General features: G+C 73.3%; 19 protein-coding genes. 8 read left to right on the top strand and 11 right to left on the bottom strand.

The window, feature by feature from the left end:
* Nucleotides 1-66: 66 nt before the first annotated feature.
* From BJY16_RS10365 to BJY16_RS10340, 6 genes are read right to left on the bottom strand one after another with little or no spacing between them, the layout of a single operon-like run.
* Entirely contained in the window at nt 67-2,355 is a 2,289-nt protein-coding gene (locus BJY16_RS10365; RefSeq protein ID WP_185039060.1) for a hypothetical protein, read from the bottom strand.
* Nucleotides 2,356-2,366: 11 nt separating this feature from the next.
* Nucleotides 2,367-3,548 carry an acyl-CoA reductase gene (locus tag BJY16_RS10360; protein ID WP_185039058.1) on the bottom strand — a complete coding sequence of 394 codons (1,182 nt, stop codon included), beginning with the start codon at nt 3,546-3,548 and terminating at the stop codon, nt 2,367-2,369.
* Nucleotides 3,545-4,579: a LuxE/PaaK family acyltransferase gene (locus tag BJY16_RS10355; RefSeq protein ID WP_185039056.1), complete on the bottom strand. Its 1,035-nt coding sequence runs from the start codon at nt 4,577-4,579 to the stop codon at nt 3,545-3,547. Before BJY16_RS10355 ends, BJY16_RS10360 begins: the two co-directional genes overlap by 4 nt.
* Nucleotides 4,576-5,799, bottom strand: coding sequence for an AMP-binding protein (locus tag BJY16_RS10350; RefSeq protein ID WP_239177166.1), 1,224 nt, complete (start codon nt 5,797-5,799; stop codon nt 4,576-4,578). Before BJY16_RS10350 ends, BJY16_RS10355 begins: the two co-directional genes overlap by 4 nt.
* Entirely contained in the window at nt 5,796-6,527 is a 732-nt protein-coding gene (locus BJY16_RS10345) for an SDR family NAD(P)-dependent oxidoreductase (protein ID WP_185039054.1), read from the bottom strand. Before BJY16_RS10345 ends, BJY16_RS10350 begins: the two co-directional genes overlap by 4 nt.
* Nucleotides 6,524-6,766, bottom strand: a complete 243-nt coding sequence (locus BJY16_RS10340) for an acyl carrier protein (RefSeq protein WP_185039051.1) — start codon at nt 6,764-6,766, stop codon at nt 6,524-6,526. The genes BJY16_RS10345 and BJY16_RS10340 overlap by 4 nt, the downstream gene beginning before the upstream one ends.
* A gap of 189 nt (nt 6,767-6,955) precedes the next feature.
* On the opposite strand from BJY16_RS10340, the gene pseB reads away from it, so the two are divergent.
* The 6 genes from pseB (at nt 6,956) to BJY16_RS10310 (ending at nt 13,394) form a co-directional block, all read left to right on the top strand.
* Nucleotides 6,956-7,936: a UDP-N-acetylglucosamine 4,6-dehydratase (inverting) gene (gene pseB, locus BJY16_RS10335; RefSeq protein ID WP_185039049.1), complete on the top strand. Its 981-nt coding sequence runs from the start codon at nt 6,956-6,958 to the stop codon at nt 7,934-7,936.
* A complete protein-coding gene (locus tag BJY16_RS10330) occupies nt 7,936-9,060 on the top strand; it encodes a DegT/DnrJ/EryC1/StrS family aminotransferase (RefSeq protein ID WP_185039046.1) in 1,125 nt (374 codons plus the stop codon). The genes pseB and BJY16_RS10330 overlap by 1 nt, the downstream gene beginning before the upstream one ends.
* 2 nt (nt 9,061-9,062) lie before the next feature.
* Nucleotides 9,063-9,881 carry a hypothetical protein gene (locus tag BJY16_RS10325; RefSeq protein ID WP_185039044.1) on the top strand — a complete coding sequence of 273 codons (819 nt, stop codon included), beginning with the start codon at nt 9,063-9,065 and terminating at the stop codon, nt 9,879-9,881.
* Nucleotides 9,878-11,395, top strand: a complete 1,518-nt coding sequence (locus BJY16_RS10320) for a class I SAM-dependent methyltransferase (RefSeq protein WP_185039042.1) — start codon at nt 9,878-9,880, stop codon at nt 11,393-11,395. The genes BJY16_RS10325 and BJY16_RS10320 overlap by 4 nt, the downstream gene beginning before the upstream one ends.
* Complete coding sequence (locus BJY16_RS10315; RefSeq protein ID WP_185039040.1) at nt 11,392-12,120, top strand: cytidylyltransferase domain-containing protein; 729 nt, start codon at nt 11,392-11,394, stop codon at nt 12,118-12,120. The genes BJY16_RS10320 and BJY16_RS10315 overlap by 4 nt, the downstream gene beginning before the upstream one ends.
* Nucleotides 12,121-12,383: 263 nt before the next feature.
* Nucleotides 12,384-13,394: a PseG/SpsG family protein gene (locus tag BJY16_RS10310; RefSeq protein ID WP_185039038.1), complete on the top strand. Its 1,011-nt coding sequence runs from the start codon at nt 12,384-12,386 to the stop codon at nt 13,392-13,394.
* On the opposite strand, the gene BJY16_RS10305 is transcribed toward BJY16_RS10310, so the two are convergent.
* Both BJY16_RS10305 and BJY16_RS10300 read right to left on the bottom strand, forming a co-directional pair.
* Nucleotides 13,369-14,388 (bottom strand): NADPH:quinone reductase, encoded by a 1,020-nt coding sequence (locus tag BJY16_RS10305; protein WP_185039036.1) that lies wholly within the window; start codon nt 14,386-14,388, stop codon nt 13,369-13,371. The two genes, BJY16_RS10310 and BJY16_RS10305, sit on opposite strands and share 26 nt — an antisense overlap.
* A 19-nt stretch (nt 14,389-14,407) precedes the next feature.
* Nucleotides 14,408-14,911 carry a GNAT family N-acetyltransferase gene (locus BJY16_RS10300; RefSeq protein WP_185039034.1) on the bottom strand — a complete coding sequence of 168 codons (504 nt, stop codon included), beginning with the start codon at nt 14,909-14,911 and terminating at the stop codon, nt 14,408-14,410.
* A gap of 84 nt (nt 14,912-14,995) precedes the next feature.
* On the opposite strand from BJY16_RS10300, the gene BJY16_RS10295 reads away from it, so the two are divergent.
* The gene (locus BJY16_RS10295; RefSeq protein ID WP_185039031.1) at nt 14,996-15,478 is read left to right on the top strand and encodes a response regulator; all 483 of its coding nucleotides are present in this window, start codon (nt 14,996-14,998) and stop codon (nt 15,476-15,478) included.
* A 37-nt stretch (nt 15,479-15,515) separates the two neighbouring features.
* A complete protein-coding gene (locus BJY16_RS10290; RefSeq protein ID WP_185039030.1) occupies nt 15,516-16,994 on the top strand; it encodes a DHA2 family efflux MFS transporter permease subunit in 1,479 nt (492 codons plus the stop codon).
* Here the strand turns inward: BJY16_RS10290 and BJY16_RS10285 are convergent.
* The 3 genes from BJY16_RS10285 to BJY16_RS10275 are packed head-to-tail and all read right to left on the bottom strand — an operon-like array spanning nt 16,951 to nt 19,269.
* Nucleotides 16,951-17,997 (bottom strand): S66 family peptidase, encoded by a 1,047-nt coding sequence (locus BJY16_RS10285; protein WP_185039027.1) that lies wholly within the window; start codon nt 17,995-17,997, stop codon nt 16,951-16,953. The two genes, BJY16_RS10290 and BJY16_RS10285, sit on opposite strands and share 44 nt — an antisense overlap.
* Nucleotides 17,998-18,010: 13 nt before the next feature.
* Entirely contained in the window at nt 18,011-18,736 is a 726-nt protein-coding gene (locus BJY16_RS10280; RefSeq protein WP_185039025.1) for a zf-HC2 domain-containing protein, read from the bottom strand.
* Nucleotides 18,733-19,269, bottom strand: a complete 537-nt coding sequence (locus BJY16_RS10275; protein WP_185039023.1) for a sigma-70 family RNA polymerase sigma factor — start codon at nt 19,267-19,269, stop codon at nt 18,733-18,735. Before BJY16_RS10275 ends, BJY16_RS10280 begins: the two co-directional genes overlap by 4 nt.
* Between the last annotated feature and the right edge of the window lie 71 nt (nt 19,270-19,340).

Here is a 19,340-nt window from a genome sequence, read left to right as displayed (position 1 = left end):
CGCTAGGCACCGGAGTCCTCCCATCCGATCCTGCGGGCCGCCCGGATGACAGTAGGGTTAACCCGACTACCGGCCCAGCTCATAGATGGTCACCGTACCGAGACGGAGCCGCTCGGTGGCGACCGCGGCCAGCTCCGGCGCCACCTTTCCGGCCCGGCTGTCGGCGAACAACCAGCGTACGCCGTACTCGTCCCGCAGCCGGGCGACGACCGCCGGGTCACCGGTGGTGAAGGCCTTCTGGTTCAGCGCGTAGACGTTCCGGTCCGGCGGTGGCGCGTAGACGTAGTTGAGGTTGTTCGTCCCGTTCCGGGCCAGCGCCTGGTCGCTGTAACCCCAGCTCTCCACGAGCGTGCGACGGCCGCCGAGGCCGGCCACCCAGAACGCCCGGGCGTCACAGGGCTGTCCGGCGCTGATCGGCCGGCAGTGCACGTTCGTCGCCACCAGGTCGTTCGCTCCGGCGTTGCGGTCCAGCCACCGTGCCGCCCGCATCTCCAGTGCCGTGACCTGGTATCTCGGCTCGCCCTTGGCCACCGAGGTGTCGAGGACCGCGTCGACGTTGTGCGCCGTGCAGGTCGCCACCCCGGCGCCCAGCGTGGCGGCGATCAGCGCCACCGGCAGCGCCCGCCGGGCCCGGCCCCGCCGGACCGCGAGCACCACCGCGACCACCACCGCGGTGATCGCGGCGAGCCGGAGCAGCGGCACGGCCAGGGTCCAGGCCCAGTCGCCGACGGTCTTGCCGGCCGGCGGGCCGACGTCGGGCAGCAGCACGGCGCAGAGCGCCCCGGCGACCGCCCCGGCGACCGGAACCCGCCAGGAACGGGCGCGGTCGGCCAGCGACCAGGCGGCCAGCACCGCGCCGAACGGGATCACCCCGGCGAAGAAGTAGATCTGGCTCGCGGTCGGGTGCCAGAACACCCAGGTGGCCGCGGTGCCGGCGATCAGGACCCCGGCGATCAGCGGCAGCGCCGGGTCACCGGTCCCGCGCGTGCGGGGCGGCAGCACCAACCCGATCAATCGGGGCGCCTGCAGCAGGAGCGCCCAGATCACCACCCAGGCGACGAACAGCCGGCCGGTGGTGCCGGCGTCCTGGATACCGGGCGGCACGAGGCCACCCCACCGCGGGCCGTCGTGCACGCCCAGCGTCTCCGTGTACGGGGCCATCCAGCGCAGCGTGCCCAACGGTTGCGGCTGGAGCACGCTCGCCCCGCCGCCGGCGAAGAACGTGGCCCCGAACAGCATGCCGAACGCGGTCACCCCGAACAGGCCGGCCGCCGCCCACGGCGTCGTCCGCCGCCGCCACAGCGACACCACCGCGGCCAGCGCCAGGCCGGCCGCGAGCGGGGGCAGCACGCTCGCCTTGGCGCCGGCGTTGGCCACCGCCAGGACCGGCAGGAAAGCCCAGCCCCAGCCCAGCGGGCGGCCGCGCAGCCGGTCCACGGCGAGCACCGCGAACAGGGCGATCAGCGGCATGGCGAGGTCCTGCGACGGGCTGAGCAGAGTGACCGGGCCGCCGCTGTTGAAGGTGGCGGCCGCCGAGCCGAACGACACCGCCTGCCCGGCGAATCCGGCCGCCGCCGCGACCGGCGCGGCCCACCAGCGGCCGCTGACCACCCGGGCCAGGGTGGCGAAGGCGAACACCCCGGCCACCGTGATCGCCAGCAGCCACAGCCGGAAGAGCAGCGTGGTCGGGGCGATCCCGGTGACCATGTGCGCGGTGGCGAGGTCCGCGTCGGACAGGTAGTGGTAGCGGAGTTCGTACCCGGCCAGCTGCGGCACCTGGAACGGCATCGAGCGGGTCATCTCGTGCACCAGCGCCAGGTGGTAGTAGAGGTCCTTGTAGTACTCGAAGCGGACCGGCGGCAGCGGGAAGTTCTGGAAGACGGTGGCCAGCCAGAGGATCACCAGCAGCAGCACCGCGGCCATCGCCCCGTGCCAGCCGAGCGGCAGCGGCTCCCCCGCGCCCCGCCGCCAGCACCGCCGCAGCCGGGGCACCAGCAGGAACGGCAGCACCACCAGCACCGGCCAGCCGATCAGCAGCGACTGCAGGCTCAGCGCCGCACCCAGCGCCCACCCGGCCAGCATCACCACCAGGCCGGTGGCGGTGCCCAGCGCCAGATCCTCCGGCCAGTTGCCCCGGCTGCCGAAGAAGGCCCGGAGGACCAGGGTTCCCGGTACGACGATGGCCAGCAGGAAATACCCGCCGTAGACCGCGATGTCCCGGGCCGGCGTACCGGTGCCCAGCAACGCCCCGAGCGCCGCCACCGCCGGGAGGATCCAGGGCAGCAGCGACCGCCACGCGCGGGGCGGGCCGGACGCCGTCTCCGTGGCCGCGGGGGCCACCAGGGTTGTCGTCATCGCTCGCTTGATCAGGTCTGCAGGGTGGTGAGGCGGGTGAACTCGGCGGGCAGGTCGTACCCGTCCCAGATCGCGCCGAAGGTCAGCGCCGAGCCGAACGGCACGATCCGGTCCACTCCGCGGCCGCCCAGCGCGGTGGCGAACTCGCCCAGCTCGGCCGGGGTGAACCCGAAGTGGCTCACGGTCTGGTCCTGCCGGGTCATCGCCGGCACCAGGTCGAGCAGCGAGCCGGCGTGCGCGAACGGGAACGCGCCGGCCCCGATCCAGCGCCGCGGCACCTGATCCGATCCGGTCAGCGTCAGCGCGGTGATCCGGTTGTCCGGGAAGCTCACCGCGGTGGCCGCGCCGGTCGCCGCCAGCCCGTAGGCGTGCACCCGCTTCTCCACCGCCATCGCCGCGTCCACCGTCCAGCCGCGCTGGTCGACGACATCGAGCAGCAGGTCGAGAAACTCCCGCCGGACCGCGTCGAGGTCGCCGTCACCGATCAGGAAGACGGTCCGCGGGGACGAACAGGCGGCCTGGTCGAACCAGTACGCGTCGTTGGCGAATCCGGTCACCGCGGCCCGGCGGGCGGCCGGGTCGGCGGCCCGCCAGCCGGGCACCGAGAGGACCGCCCAGGAGGTGCGGTCCGGGAAGGTCAGGTCGCGGGCCGACGGGCGCAGCGGGTGCCGGCGGATGGCGTCCACCGCCGCGTCGCCGCCCCAGATCACCCGCAGGTCGGCCCACCGGCTCAGCGCCGCGGTGATCGCGTCGTCCCGGCCGTAGGTGACCATCCGCTGGGTGCGGGCGATCACCGGGTCGGCGTCCACCGCGTTCAGCGCGTCGAAGATGGCCTCGGCGGCGCCGGCCGCCCGGGTCGAGATCCGGACCACGTTGTGGTTGCCGGCCAGCGCGGAGAGCGCCCAGGAGTACACGAAGATGGTGTCCACGTTGGCCGGTGGCAGGTGGAAGACGGTGCCGCGCGGGAAGACCAGCGCGTCGTCCCGCTGCATCCGCGCCACCGCGCGGCGGAGCTCGGCCGGGCGCAGGAAGTAGCCGAGCGAGCCCAGCTCCGGGTGCCGCCGGGCGAGCGCCGGGGTGAGCAGCTTGCGGGCCAGCTTGGCGAGGAAGTCGACGATCCGCGGATCCCCGACGGTGAGCCGATCCTCGGACGGCGCCGTGAGGTCACCCGCAACCCCGAATCGAAAGATCACGACGCCTCCCGGTACGTGTCGGAGCAGCCCCGCGCCTCGGCCCGGGGCAGCCGCCCGAGCACCGAGAACCGCTTGCCCGGCCAGGCCCCGTCGTCGATTCCGTGCACCACGCCGAGGTCCTCGGTGAGCAGCACATGCCCGGGGTACGAGGTCGGCAGCGTGCTGATCACCTCGATCAGTCCCGGCTTGCCGGGCGGCAGCTCGGCCCAGGTCTCCGGATCCCGGATGATCACGTCGGCGAAGTCCGGGCAGTAGAGCGCGCCGCCGTCCGGCCCCTCCAGGAAGATCGTGCCGATCTGCTCCACCATGCCGTAGTAGTTGTGCACGGCGGTCAGGCCGACGCCGGCCAGCCGGGACCGGAACTCGGCAGGCGAGACCGCCTGGTCGACCAGCTTCTTCCAGCCGCCGGAGTGGATCAGGATGCCGTTCGACAGGTCCAGGCCGTGGTCCCGGGCCACCTCGTAGAGGTGCAGCCAGACCAGGAAGGTGAACCCGAAGATCAGGAACGGCTGGTCACCGTGCTGGTCGAGGAAACCGCGGATCGCCGCCAGGTCGACCCGGCCGTCCAGGTCGAGCGCCCAGACGTGGTCCCGGCCGAAGGTCGACATGCCGAGCACCCCGGCGCCCCGGGCACTGAACGAGCGGCGGTCCTTGAGCATCGCCTTCGTGTCGACCAGCAGCATCGGCAGCCGTTTCGGGCCGAGCACGGTCTGCACCGTGGCGGCGAGCCGTCGCTGCTGCTCGGCGGCGGCCGCCTTGTCCAGGTAGATCCGGCTGACGTCGCCGGTGGTGCCGCTGGAGGTGAGGACCTTGAACACCTCGTCGTCCGGGATGCTCTTCAGCTCCAGGGTCTTGAAGAGCCGCACCGGCAGCCAGGGCAACGCGGAGAGGTCGGCGGCCTCGGCGAAGCCGGAGGCGGCGAGGATGCGGTCATAAGGCTCGCAGTTCGCCCGATGGTGCTTGGTCAGGTCGGCGAGCTGCGGCAACAACACCGCTTCCTTGTCCACCTGCGGCAGGGTGAAGACACTCACAGCGACGCCTCCAGCGCCCGATAGTCCGTCTTGCCGTTGGGCAGCAGCGGCAACGCCTCGATCACCCGCACGTCGATGCCGGTGAAGTGGCTGCCCAGCCACTCGGCGATCTTCGTCCGCAAGGCGCGGGCCTCGTCGTCCCCGATCCCCTCGGCGAAGACGTGCAGTCTGTCGTCGCCGGCCACCGCGGTCACCGGGAACTCGCGCTCCACGTCGTCCAGGTTGATCCGGACGCCGAACACCTTGCCCATCCGCTTGCGCCGCCCGGTGATGAACAGGAACCCCTCGTCGTCGAGCCGGCCCAAATCGCCGGTGCGCAGCACGCCACCCAGCTCGTCACCCTTGACCAGGTCGGCGGCGGACTCGGCGTACCCCATCATCACGTTCGGGCCGCGGTAGACGACCTCGCCGTCCTCGATGGTGAAGCTGGCGCCGGCCATCGGCAGGCCGACCGAGCCGAGCTTGTCGGCGATCCGCTCGGCGGGCAGCGTGGCCATCCGCGGCGCGGCCTCGGTCTGCCCGTACATCACGAACATCCGGCCGCCCACGGCCGCCATCCGGCCCGCGAACTCGGACACCAGCTCGGTCCGCAGCCGGCCGCCGGCCTGCGTGATCGTCCGCAGCGACGGGTACTTCGCCGGGTCGAAGCGGAGCCGGCGGAGCATCTCGTACTGGTACGGCACCAACGCCATCGAGCTGACCCGGTGCTCGTCCACCGCCGCCCAGAAGTCGCGCTGCATGATGCCGGTGCGCTCGAGCACCACGGTGGCCCCGCGCAGCAGGTGCGAGTGCAGCACCGACAGGCCGTACGAGTAGAACAGCGGCAGCGTGGTGATCGCCACGTCGGCCCCGGTGATGCCGAGGCTGTCGGCCACCTGGCCGGCGTTGGCCAGCACCGCCGAGCGGGACAGCCGGACCAGCTTGGGGTTGCCGGTCGACCCGCTGGTGGTGAGCAGCAGGGCCAGGTCCGGGTGCACCCGGTCGGTGGCGTACCGCTCGATCAGGTCGGTGTGGTCGGTCTCCGGGTCGAGCAGCACCACCGGCACGCCGAGACGCAGCGCCGCCAGGTAACGGGCGACCGCCGGGACGGTGGCCGGCATCGGAAGGAAGACCAGCCGCTCGCCGGCCAGCTCGGCGGCGGCCGCGTCGATCATCTCGGGGGTGAGCTGGTCGCCGGTCGCGGCGTCGAGCACCCGGGCGTCGGGGTGGAGCAGGTTCACAGCGTCAGTCCCCCGTCGACCCCGACGATCTGGCCGGTCACGAACCGGGCCTGGGTGGAGAGCAGGAAGGCGATCACGTCGGCCACCTCCTCGGCGGTGCCCAGCCGGCCCAGCGCGGTGCCGGCGATCCGCTCGGCGCGGCCGGCCTCGTCCAGGGTGTCGAGCATGTCGGTGGCGATGAAGCCGGGCGCGACCGCGTTGACCCGGATCCCGCGCGGGCCGAGCTCCTTGGCGGCCGACCGGGTCAGGCCGGCCACGGCGGCCTTGGACGCGGCGTAGACGGCCTGGCCGGCCGCGCCCTGGGTGCCGGTGATCGAGGCGGTCAGCACCACGGCCGGGTGCTCGCCGCGGGCCAGCAGGCGGACCGCGTGCTGCAGGGTGTAGGCCGCGCCGGCCGCGTTCACCGCGAACAGCCGCGCGATGGTGTCGTCGCCGGTCATGCCGAGCATCCCGGCGGCGTGCGTGCCGGCGTTGACCACCAGCGCGTCCAGCCGCTGGAATCGCTCGAAGGCCAGGCGGACCAGGGCCTTGCTGGTCTGCGGGTCGGCGATGTCGCCGGCGCCGTGCAGCACGGTCACACCGAACTTGCCGGCCAGCGCCTCGGCCGCCTCGGCCACCCCGGCCGGGCCGTGCCCGTGCAGGACCAGGTCGTACCCCTGCTCGGCGAGACGGTGCGCGACCGCCCGGCCGATGCCGCGCGACGCCCCGGTGACCAGGGCGACGCTCACTTGACGTCCACCCCGTATTTACCGAGGATTCGCGCGGCCTCGGCGAAGCTGGACATATTGATGACATCGTCGGTGTCGATCATTACCGAGAATTCATCTTCAATAGCCGCGACAAGCGACATGTGCGCCAGGGAGTCCCACTTCTCATTGTCCTGGTAGCGCAGGTCGTCCACGGGCGCGTCCGCCGGAAGGTCCAGCGCGGTACGGAACGCGTCGCGCAGTCTCTGCAGCTCAGTCACGGTGTTACTCCCAGAGGCGGTGAATGGAGGACTTCACCTTCCCGCAGGCGCGCGGTCGTCACGACCAATGCCGGTTGAACTGAGAATGAATTGCCATTGGCTGTTCTCCGCGACCCACGGAATTGCCTGGACAGGTGGTTATGCTTCCGCCCCGTAGCGGCTTACCGCCCAGTCCTCCGGAGAAAACACGTGTCTGAAATCAGCGGATCCTCGATCCTTGTCACCGGCGCCACCGGCTCGTTCGGCAAGGCATTCCTGAAGTACGCGCTCACGCATCTCGACCCGCACCGCATCGTGGTGTTCTCCCGTGACGAGCTGAAGCAGTACGAGGTCCGGCAGATCTTCGGGGACGACCCCCGGCTGCGGTTCTTCCTCGGCGACATCCGGGACCGGGCCCGCCTGGACCGGGCCATGCACGGGATCGACCACGTGGTGCACGCCGCCGCCCTGAAGCAGGTGGACACCGCCGAGTACAACCCGTCGGAGTTCGTCGCCACGAACATCAACGGCACTCAGAACGTGATCGACGCGGCGATCCACGCCGAGGTCAAGAAGGTGGTGGCGCTCTCCACCGACAAGGCGTCCAGCCCGATCAACCTGTACGGCGCGACCAAGCTGGCCGCCGACAAGATCGTGGTGGCTGGCAACCACTACGCCGCCACCCACCCGACCCGGCTGGCCGTGGTCCGCTACGGCAACGTGATGGGCAGCCGCGGCTCGGTGGTCCCGTTCTTCCGCAAGCTGGCCGCCGAGAACCAGAGCCTGCCGATCACCGACAAGCGGATGACCCGGTTCTGGATCACCCTGGACCAGGCGGTCGAGTTCGTCGTCAACTCGTTCGACGTGATGCGCGGCGGCGAGCTCTACGTGCCGCGGATCCCGAGCATGCGGATCCTCGACCTGGTCGAGGCGGTGGCCCCGGACTCGCCGATCCACGAGATCGGCATGCGGCCCGGCGAGAAGCTGCACGAGGAGATGATCGCGGCCGACGACAGCCGGCGCACGCTGCGCTTCAAGGACCGGTACGTGGTCCAGCCGGTCGCCGCGAGCTGGGGCTACCAGGCGCCGGAGGGTGGCGAGCAGGTCGCCGACGGCTTCAACTACCGCTCCGACAACAACGACCTCTGGCTCTCGGTCGACGAGATGCGCGACCTGCTGTCGGAGAAGTGATGCTGCCGTACGGACGCCAGTCCATCGAGCCGTCCGACGTGGACGCCGTGGTGGCCGCGCTGGGCAGCGACTGGCTGACCACCGGTCCCCGGGTCCGCGAGTTCGAGGCGGACCTGGAGCGGGTGGCCGGCGCCCCGTGCGTGACGGTCACCAACGGGACCACCGCCCTGCACGCCGCGTACGCCGCGGCCGGCCTGGGCCGCGGCGACGAGGTGGTCACCACGCCGATGACGTTCGTGGCCACCGCGTCCGGCGCGGCCATGCTCGGCGCCACCGTGGTCTTCGCCGACATCGACGAGGACACCGCCAATCTCGATCCGGCCGCCGCCGAGGCCGCGGTCACCTCGCGCACCCGGGCGATCGCCGCGGTCGACTACGCCGGCGTGCCGGCCGACTACGACCGGCTGCGCAAGCTCAGCGACAGTGCCGGCGCGGTGCTGGTCGCGGACGCGGCGCACGCGATCGGCTCCACCTACCACGGCCGGCCGGTCGGCTCGATCGCCGACCTGACCACCTTCTCGTTCTTCCCGACCAAGAACCTGACCACCGCCGAGGGCGGCGCGGTCGCCTCGATCCACCCCGACCTGGTGGAGCGGCTGCGCACGTTCCGCACGGTCGGCATGGTCAAGCAGCCGGAGGCGCTGCGCCACCGGGACGAGGGCCGGTGGTTCTACGAGGTGCACGAGTTCGGCCTGAACTACCGGCTGCCCGACGTGCTCTGCGCACTGGGCAGCGCGCAGCTGAGCCGGCTGGCCGCGTTCAAGCAGCGGCGGCAGCGGCTCGCCGCCCGGTACGACGCGCTGCTCGCCGACGTGCCGGGACTGCGCCTGCCGGTGACCCCGGACGGCACCGACCCGATGCGCCACCTCTACCCGGTCCGGGTGCTGGACGGCCGGCGCCGCGAGGTCTACGACCGGCTGCACGCGGCCGGGATCGGGGTGCAGGTCAACTACATCCCGGTCTACTGGCACCCGGTCTTCGAGGACCTCGGCTACCGGCGCGGCATGTGCCCGGTCGCCGAGGCCTTCTACGCCGAGGAGCTGTCCCTTCCGCTCTTCGTCGACCTGAGCGACGCCGACCAGGACCGCGTCATCGACACTCTGCGCAGCGTTCTCGGGAGCTAGCCGTGCACCACGGCAACCACTTCTACGGCCACGCGCACGTGCTGGCCGGGTACTGCGGGCTCGACCCGGCGGATCCGCCCCGGATCGACGGGTACCTGCAGCACGGCTGGAACGTGGTCGACGGGCTGGGCGCCGGCACCCCGTACGCGCCCGGCCGGCCGATCTTCGTCTGGTCCGAGCGGACCCGGCGGCGTGCCTGGTCGATGGGCCGGCCGCTGGCCACCGTGATCGGCGCCCCGTTCCTCTACCTGCTCGGGTCCACTCCGGACGAGCGCGCCGGCCGGGACGGCACCATCTGGTACCCGTTCCACGGCTGGGAGGGTCAGCACGTCACCGGCGACCACCAGCGGCTGATCGACGAGATCGTGGCCACCGAGCCCGGCCCGATCACCTTCTGCCTCTACTGGCAGGAGTTCCGGGACGACCGGGTGCGGGCGTTCTACGAGCGGGCCGGCCGGGTGATCTGCCACGGCTACCGGGGGTACATGCGGACCCGGACCGACACCCGATTCCTGCACCACCAGCTGGCCGAGCTGCGCCGGCACCGGCGGGTGGCGTCCAACCGGCTGAGCAGCGCGGTGCTCTACGGAGCGGCGGCCGGCTGCGAGCCGGCCGTCTACGGCGACCCGATGCACCTGGCCGCGGAGGACACCTCGACCGCCACCCGGATCCGCCGGGAGTGGCCGGAGCTGCACGGGGTCGCCCCGGACCCGGCCGCGGCCCGGGAGAGCGCCCTCGCCGAACTCGGCGACGGCCACCTGGCCGGGCCGGCCGAGCTGCGCGCGATCCTCGGCTGGACCGCCGTCCGGGAGCCGGCATGATCCAGCTCATCGGCGGCGAGATGCCGGAGTACGCCGAGCAGCTCCCGCCGGCCGGCGGCCCGCTGCTGCGGCACCTGGCCGGCCGCCTGCCCACCGGCGCCCGGGTGCTGCTGGCCGGCCCGCACGATCCGGACCTGATCGCCGAGCTGGCCCCCGGCCGTGCGGTGACCTGCCTGCTGCGCTCCCGTCCGGACGCGCTGGCCCAGGACCGGCGCGGGGTTCCGGGAGTCCGCGTGCTGTGCGGCACGCTTCCCAAGCTGACCGAGATTGATCGGTACGACGCGGTGCTCGCCCTGGACGGCGCCGACCGGCTCTGCTCGCCGGAGGGTTCCCAGCTGGACTGGCTGGACACGGTCCGGGTGCTCAAGCGGGTGCTGCGCCCGGGCGGCACCCTGCTGCTCACCGTGGCGAACGAGCTGGGCGTGCACCGGCTGGTCGACCCGGGCTCGCCGACCGCGCCCCGGACCGGGGACGCCTGGCGGCCGCTCGGCGAGTTCGGCGCCGCGCCGGGCCGGGCCGACCGGCTGGCCGCCGCCCTGGGCGCCGAGGGTCTGCCGGTGACCGGGCTGGCCGCCGCCTGGCCGCTGCCGCAGCACCCGACGTTGCTGGTCACCCCGGAGACGCTGCGGTACGGGCCGATCGACGCGCTCGGGGCGCTGGCCACCGCGGCGGTCGCGGCGGCGTACCGGAATCGTCCGGTCCTGAGCGATCCGCGGCGCCTGGCCGGCGCGGCCGTGCGCCGCGGCCTGGGTGCCGAGCTGGCCCCGGGCTGGCTGGCCGTCGCGCACCGGGCCCCGGCCGCGACCCCGGCGGTGACGCTGCCGCCGGTGCTGCGCGCCGGTCCGGCAGCGCCGTCAGCACAGCACGTGATCACCGAGTTGACCAGCACACCGGACGGCGGCTGGACCCGCCGGACGGCCGGCCGGTCCGGTGATCTGCCACTGCCCGCCGGACGGCTGCTGGAGGAGCTGCTGCTCACCGCGGCCGTCCGGCACGAGCTGCCGGTGCTGCGCCGGCTGCTCACCGGCTGGATGGTCGCGCTGCCCACCGCGAGCGCCGACAACGTGCTGGTGGACGGCGGCCGGTTCGCGCTGCTCGACCCGGACGCCCCGGAGTGCCCGGACGCGCTGATCCGGTTCGCCCGGACGCTGACCACCGGCGGCTACTCGCATCCGTGGCAGGCGATCACCGAGCTGTCCCGGCTCACCGCGATCCTGGCCGGCGCGGCCGGGCTGGACGAGGCGCCGGAACCGGCCGGGGACCAGCCCCTCCCGGACGGCCGCCGGGAGCACGCCGAGCAGCTGGCCGCCCTGCGCCGACAGCTCACCGACGCCGAGGCCCGGGCCGGCTTCTTCGAGCACGAGCTGGCGAAACGGGAGGCCGAGCTGGGCCGCGCCCGGACCCAGATCGCCGCGTTCAGCGGCAGCCTCGGCTACCGCGCCGCCAAGGCCGCCCTGGCCCTGGCCCGCCGGACCCGCCATCGACTCACCGACCGAACTGAGGAATCACCGTGACCACCCTCGGCATCATCCAGGCCCGGACGGGCTCCACCCGGCTCCCCGGCAAGGTCCTGCGCCGGCTCGGCGGCCGGACCGTCCTGCACCGGGTGGTCCGCGCCGCCCGGGACAGCGGGGTGGTCGACGACCTGGTCGTCGCGACCACCACCGAGGCCGCCGACGACGCGGTCGCGGCGGAGTGCGCCCGGATCGGGGTGGCCTGCCACCGCGGTCCGGTCGACGACGTGCTGACCCGGTTCCTCGGCGTGCTCGCCGGGCGGGACGACGTGCACACCGTGCTGCGGTTCACCGCGGACTGCCCGCTGCTGGACCCGGCGCTGGTCCGGCGGGTGTGCGACGTCTTCGCGGCGTCCGGTGTGGACTACCTGACCACCTCGATCACCCGGACGCTGCCGCGCGGGCTGGACGTCGAGGTGGTCCGGGCGGCCGTACTGCGGGCGATCGACGACCGGGCGACCGGGTACCACCGGACGCACGTGACGTCGTACCTCTACTCGCACCCGGACGAGTTCGACGTGATCGGGGTGACCGTGCTGCCGGACCGGTCGCACCTGCGGCTGACCCTGGACACCGAGGACGACTGGAAGCTGATCGAGGCGATCGTCGACCGGTTCGGTGACCGCCCGGTCGGCGTGGCGGCCGTCGCCGAGTGGCTCGCCGAGCATCCTGAGCTGGTCGAGCTGAACGCGCATGTGCACCAGAAGGAGCTGTCCCAGGCATGATCGACTGCACCGAGCGGCAGCCACCGTCACCCTCCGGCGAACCTCGCAGGCGAGGGCCGGGAGAGCATGCCAAGGCAGGCACCGCATGATCGACTGCACCGAGCGGCAGCCACCGTCACCCTCCGGCCAACCTCGCGGGCGAGAGCCAGGAGAGCATGCCAAGGCAGGCACCGCATGATCGACTGCACCGGGCGGCAGCCACCGTCACCCTCCGGCCGACCTCGCGGGCGAGGGCCGGGAGAGCATGCCAAGGCAGGCACCGCATGATGGCGATCGGGATCCGCTGCGACGCCGGACCGCGCACCGGGGTCGGGCATCTGGTGCGGTGCGTGGCGCTGGCCGAGGAGCTGACCGCGCGCGGCGTGGACGTGCACTTCCTCGCCGACCTGGGCGGCGTGGCCTGGGCCGAGGCACAGCTCGACCAGCGCGGGCTGCCCTGGCACCCGGCGCCCTACGACGAGGTGGGCCTGGTCGCCGCCACCCGGCGGCTCGGCCTGGGCGCGCTGGTGGTGGACTCCTACACGCTGCCGCCGCAGCACACCGCGGCGGTCCGGGCGGCCGGCGTCCCGGTCCTGGCGATCGTGGACGGCGCCACCCGCGGGCAGAGCGCCGACATCTACGTCGACCAGAACCTGGACACCGCGCTGGCCGCGGACGGGCGGCTGCTGACCGGGCTGGACTACGCGTTGCTGCGGTCGGCGGTGCGGCAGTTGCGCCCGGTTGCGGCTCCGGTGCACGGCTCCGTGCGTACGCCGAAGGTCGTCGCGTTCTTCGGTGGGACCGACGCCTACCGTGCCGCGCCGCCGGTCGCGCGACTCCTCGCGGACACCGGCGTGCCCTTCGACGCCACCGTGGTCGCGGCCGACGACAGCCTGCGCGCCGAGCTGGAAGCCGTCCCGGCCGGCCCGGGGCAGCGGTTCGAGATCATCGCGCCCACCGACCACCTGCCCAAGCTGCTGGCCGGCGCCGACCTGGTGGTCAGCGCCAGCGGCACGTCGACCTGGGAGCTGCTCTGCCTGGGCCGGGCCGCGGCGCTGGTCTGGGTGGTCGACAACCAGATCCTCGGGTACGACCGGACGGTCGCCCGTGGCTACGCCGCCGGACTGGGCCGGCTGGGCGCCTTCGACGTCACCGCCGTCGACGTGCTGCGCACGCTGCTCACCGACCCGGCGGCACGCACCGCGCTGGCCGTGGCCGGCTGGGCCGCGGTCGACGGCCGCGGCGTGGAACGGGTGGCCGGCGCCCTGCTCAGCGTGGCGCGGTCACCTCGATGACGACCTTGCCCACGACGTGGTTCTCGACCGCCTCGTGCGCCTCGGCCACCCGGTCGAACGGGAACCGGACGATCGGCAGGCCGTGCTCCTCGCCGACCCGGAACGCGCCCGCGTTCACCGCCTCGGCGACCGCGGCCACCGCGTGCGCCTTCTCCTCCGGCCGGGTCGTGTAGGTCAGCACGAAGTCCAAGCTGACGTTCTTCAGCATCGCCGTGAAGCTGGGCACCACGACCCGCCCGGCCACGTAGATCGCGATGGTGCCGCCGGGGGCGATCACGTCCAGGTCGGTGTCCAGGTTCTCGGTGCTCACCTCGACGATCAGCTGCGGACCGGTGGGGCTCAGCTCGCGGACCCGGGCGACCACGTCCTCCTCCCGGTAGTCGATCACCGCGTCGGCTCCGGCGGCGGCCGCCAGCACCGCTTTCTCCTTGCTGCTCACCGTGGTCGGCACGGTGGCGCCGGCCCACTTGGCCAGCTGGATCGTGGCGTTGCCGACCGCGCCGGCGCCGCCCGCGACCAGCACCGTGCGCCCGGTCAGCGCGCCCGGGGCCAGCCGGGCCGGGCCGTCCGCGGCCACGGTCAGGCAGCGGTGCGCGGTGAGCGCCGGGATGCCCAGCGCGGCGCCGACCTCGAACGGGACGTCGTCGCGCATCCGGACCACCTGGTGGCGGGGCAGCACCAGATATTCCTGCGCGGTGCCGTTCGCCCGTCCGTAACCGGCGTCCCAGACCCAGACCCGGTCGCCCGGCTCCAGACCGGTGACACCCTCGCCGAGCGCGTCGACCACGCCGGCGCCGTCCTGGTTCGGCACCCGGGGTGGCGCCACGCCGTCCTGCACGCCGCGGCCGGCCCGGGTGCCGGTGTCGGTCGGGTTCACCGCGGAGAGCACGATCCGGACCCGCACCTGCCCCGCGCCGGCCGTCGGCAACGCGCGCTCGGCGATCTCCAGGACGGTGGCGGCGGGACCGGGCTCGGCGAAGACGGCAGCTCGCATCACCCCACCCTATGTCGCCTCACAGGGCCCGGCGCATGGCCAGACGCGGCCACTCGTCCAGACCATGGGCGGCCTCCTCGGCCCGGATCGCGCGCAGCCCGGGGGTCAGCCCGGCGTCCGGCAGCCGCTGGAAACCGAGCCGCTCGTAGTACGGCGCGTTCCACGCCACCTCGGCGAACGTGGTGAGGGTGAGCGCCGCCGCGCCGCGCTCGCGCCCCCAGTCGGCCACCCGCTCGATCAGCGCGGCGCCGAGCCGGCGACCGGCCGCCGCCGGGTGCACCGAGACCTGCTCGACGTGCGCCAGCCCGTCCACCCACCGGGCCAGGGCGTAGGCCACCGGCCGGCCGGCGTCGTCCACGGCCACCCAGGCCCGCCCGTCCCGCACGTAGTCCCGCAGCTCCGCGACCGGAAGCGGATCGTCCCCGGCGACCCGGTCCATCCGCACCGCCAGGAACATCCGCCCGGCCTCCACCTCGATCCGCTGCATGTCCGGGATCTCGGTCTCACGCGCCACTCTGATCACTCGCCGATTCAAACCCACAACGGCTCAGTGGTTCCAGCCCCGGGCCGAAGAGGAGAGGGCACGTCTGTCCGCTAGGAGGTCCGCGTGTACACCGTACTGATCGCCGACGACGAGGCCGACCATCGCGACCTCCTCACGCTCGCCCTGAGCCGGACCGGTTACCGGGTGGTGACCGCCACCGACGCCCCCGGGGCCCTGGACGCGCTCGCCTCCGGCGGCATCGACGCGGCCCTGATCGACGTCCGGATGCCCGGCCTGTCGGGTATCGAACTGTGCGCCCGGATCCGCAGCGACCCCGCCCTGGAGGCGCTGCCGATCATGGTGGTCAGCGCGGACGTGCACCGCAGCCAGGTGACCGCCGCCCTGCACGCCGGCGCCGACGACTACCTGCCCAAACCGTTCACCCGGGACGAGCTGACCAGCCGCCTCGGCGACCTGCTGCGCCGCCCGGTGACCGGGGCGATCCGCTCGGCCGCGGCGTCCCGGGCCGCGCTGGCCGCCGCCCGGCGCGCGGTGCCGCCGCCGGTCACCCGGCACGCCGGGATCCACGTCCGGCACATCGCCTGACGCTTGATCGGGTCCGGTCGCGGCGTAGGGTCGCGCCATGGAACCGGTCCGATACGGCACGGCCGCCGGCCGCTGGGTGCTGCTGGCCACCGTGCTCGGCTCCAGCCTGGCGTTCATCGACGCCACCGTGGTCAACCTGGCGCTGCCCGAACTCGGCCGCGACCTCGGCGCGTCCGCCGCCGGTCTGCAGTGGACGATCAACGGGTACGGCCTGGCGCTGGCCGCGCTGATCCTGGTCGGCGGCTCGCTCGGCGACCGGTACGGCCGCAAGCGGATCTTCATGGCCGGCATCGCCTGGTTCGCCGTGGCGTCGCTGCTCTGCGGCCTGGCCCCGAGCATCGAGTTGCTGATCGCCGCACGGGTCCTGCAAGGGATCGGCGGCGCGCTGCTCACCCCGGGCGCCCTCGCCATCCTGGAGGCGTCGTTCGCCTCGGATGACCGGGCCCGGGCCATCGGCGCCTGGTCCGGCCTCGGCGGCGTGGGCGGCGCGCTCGGCCCGTTCCTCGGCGGCTGGCTGCTGGAGCTCGGCAGCTGGCGCTACCTCTTCCTGATCAACGTGCCGGTGGCCGCGGTGGTCCTCTGGGTCGCCGCCCGGCACGTGCCGGAGTCCCGGGACCCGTCGGCGGCCCGCCGGTTCGACGTGACCGGGCTGGTCACCGGCGTGGTCGGGCTGGGCGGCCTGACCTACGGCTTCACCGCCTGGCCGGCGCACGGCGCGGCCCACCCGGTGGTGCTCGTCCCGCTGATCGCCGGGGTGCTCGGGCTGGCCGCCTTCGTCCTGGCCGAGCTGCGCTCAGGTCATCCGATGGTGCCGCCGGAGATCTGGCGGCACCGCGCCTTCACCGGCGCCAACCTGGTCACCTTCCTGGTCTACGCGGCCAACGGCGGGGTGTTCTTCCTGGTCGTGGTCAACCTGCAGGTGGTCGCCGGGTACCCGGCGCTGGCCGCCGGCCTGGCCATGCTCCCGGTCACCGTGATCATGCTGCTGTTCTCCGCCCGGGGCGGCGCGCTCGGCCAGCGGATCGGCCCGCGCCTGCCGATGACCGCCGGCCCGCTGGTCTGCGCGGCAGCCTTGCTGATCATGTCGCGGATCGGGCCGGACGCCGACTACCTGACCGAGGCGCTGCCCGGCGTGCTGCTCTTCGGCGCCGGGCTGGCGCTGCTGGTCGCCCCGCTCACCGCCACCGCGCTGGGCGCCCTGGACGACGCGCACGCCGGCATCGCCTCCGGGGTCAACAACGCGGTGGCCCGGGCGGCCGGCCTGCTCGCGGTCGCGGTGCTGCCGCTCGCGGCCGGGCTCGGCTCGGGGTCGCTGACCGAGGCCGGCCAGCTGCAGCCGGTCTACCGGAACGCCATGCTGATCTGCGCCGGGCTGCTGGTGGGCGGGGCGCTCGCGGCGTACCTGACGATCCCGGGCCGGCCGGCCGCGCCGGTGCCGAACCACCGGTTCTGCGACCCGGCCGGGCCGCCGGTCAGAAGTGCGCGACGATCGTCCGCGCCGGTCCGTCCACAGTGATGGCGCCGCCGTACGGCAGCACCCACTGCGGGTCGGTGTGTCCGAAGTCGACGCCGAAGACCACCATCGCCTCCGGGTGGTAGGCGTCGATCGCCCGTAGGATCGCCTCGCGCTGCTCGTCGCGGTACTTCGGCCGCTCGGCGGCCGGGCGCGGGCTGGTGAAGACGGTCGCTTTCGCGGTGCCGACCAGTACCGCCGGGAACTGCCGCAACAGGCCGCGCTCGCCGAAGTTGCGAAGCATCCGGAAGACCTCCTCGGCGGGCGGCATCTCCTCCGAGGTCTCCAGCAGCAGCACCCCGCCGGCGTAGTCGCCGACCGGCCGGAGCCACCGGTCCGCCGCCAGGTTCCAGTGCAGGATCTCCAGGTTGCCGCCCCAGGACCGGCCGGTCACCACCCGGTCCGGCTGGTGCCAGACCCGGCCCGGGTGCGGCACCGGCCGCGCCGGCTCGGTCAGCGAGATCGGCTGCGCCCAGTCGGTCTCCTCCTCGGTGAACTCGGCGACCGGCTCGATCACCAGGTCACCGCCGTCGAAGAGGGCGGCCCGCAACGAGGCCAGGTGCACCGGCTGGACGCCGCCGCCGCGCGCCAGGTGCATCATCGTCGAGCCGCCGTGATAGCCGGCCAGCCCGTGGAACCAGAGCCAGTTGAGCAGATTGGTGTTGTCGGAGAAGCCGAAGAACGGTTTCGGGTCGGCCCGGAACACCGCCGGGTCCAGGTGCGGCAGCACGGTGATCTGGTCGTCGCCGCCGATGCTGGCGAAGACCGCGCGGATCGACCGGTCGGCGTAGGCCGCGGTCAGGTCGGCGGCCCGGTCGGCCGGGGTGGCGCCGAGCCGCCGGGTGGTCGGGAACTCGACCGGCTCCAGACCGAGCTCCTCGCGCACCCGCCGCAACGCCTGCTCATGCCGCTCCGGGAAGAGCCCGGGCGCGGCGAACGACGGGGACAGCACGGCCACCCGGTCGCCGGGGCGGAGTTTCGGGGGCATCTCGAGATCGATCGACATGCCCCCGATCCGATCACGTCACCTGCGCGGTGCCCAGCACTTTTCCGCCGCTGTCGGTGATCACGATGGCCGACACGTCGGTCGCCTTGATCGAGCTGGCGCCGCTCACCTTCGCGGTGTGCTCCGGTGTCTCGCCCCAGGCCGCGGCCTGCTCCATGGTGCCGTCCGCCCGCTTGACCATGCAGAAGAACGGCGCCTTGCCCTCCATCCGGCTCATGTTCAGCGCGATCTCCACGCCCCACGCCTTCGGGGTGAGCGTCGCCTGGCCACCCATCCCGCTGCCGGCGGCCGGCAGGAAGTTCGCGGTGACCGCGGCGGCCACCGGCGGCGGCTGTTGCTGCTGGCCTCCCGGGGTGCCGGGGTCGCGCAGCACGCCGTAGCCGATCGCGGCGGCGGCGATCAGCGCCACCGACGCGGCGGCCAGCCACCGCACCCGGCTGACCCGGGTCTCCCGGGTCTTCTCCGCCCGCATCCGGCTGAGCAGGTTCTCGATGTTCTGCGGACTCGGCCGCGCGGTCGGGGCGACCATCAGCGGCGGTAGATCACCACCCATCTGCCGGGCGTCCGGCAGGTGTTGAAGCATCTCCGGCACCGGCGCCAGCCGGTCCAGCTCGGCCCGGCACTCCGCGCAGTCGTGCAGGTGCGCGTCCAGCCGGTCGGTGTCCGTCTCGTCCAGGCCGCCGAGCAGATAGCCACCCAGCAACCGGTGGAGGTCGTCGTGCTCGTCGAGATCGCTCATGCCGCACCTCCACTCCGCAGCATCCCCATCTCCTCGAAAACGGCGCGGAGCGCGCGCACCGCGTAGTAGGCACGCGACTTCACCGTGCCTTCCGGTACGGAGAGCCGCCGGGCCGCGTCCGCCACGCTCTGGCCCTCGTAGTACATCGCCTGTATCACCGCCCGGTGTTCCGGGGAGAGCCGTTCCAGCGCTTCCGCGACCAGCCAGCCCTCCACCATCTGATCCACATTGTCCGCCGACGGCACGGAGTTGACCGCGGTCTCGTCGGAGACCAGCCGGGGGCGGCGCTGTTCCGCCCGCCATGCGTTGGTCACCACGTTGCGAGCGATGGTGAGCAGGTACGACCTGGTCCGCCCGGGTTCCGGGTCGAGGTGGTCGATGTGCTTCCAGGCCCGTAACAGCGTCTCCTGTACCAGGTCCTCGGCCTTGTGCCGATCGGAGACGTATCGCGAGACGAAATTGAGCAGCACGGAGTAGTGCTCCGTGTAGAGCGCGGTCATCAGTTGCTCGTCGGGGCTCACCCGTCGCTTCATCGGCGCCAGCTCCCCTCGGGTTCCGCCCGGCCACCCGGATGTACATCCTGGCACGGCAACCGGTTCACCGT

The sequence above is a fragment of the Actinoplanes octamycinicus genome, from assembly GCF_014205225.1.
Taxonomy (GTDB): Bacteria; Actinomycetota; Actinomycetes; order Mycobacteriales; family Micromonosporaceae; genus Actinoplanes; species Actinoplanes octamycinicus.
This window is presented reverse-complemented; position numbering and strand designations above follow the sequence as displayed.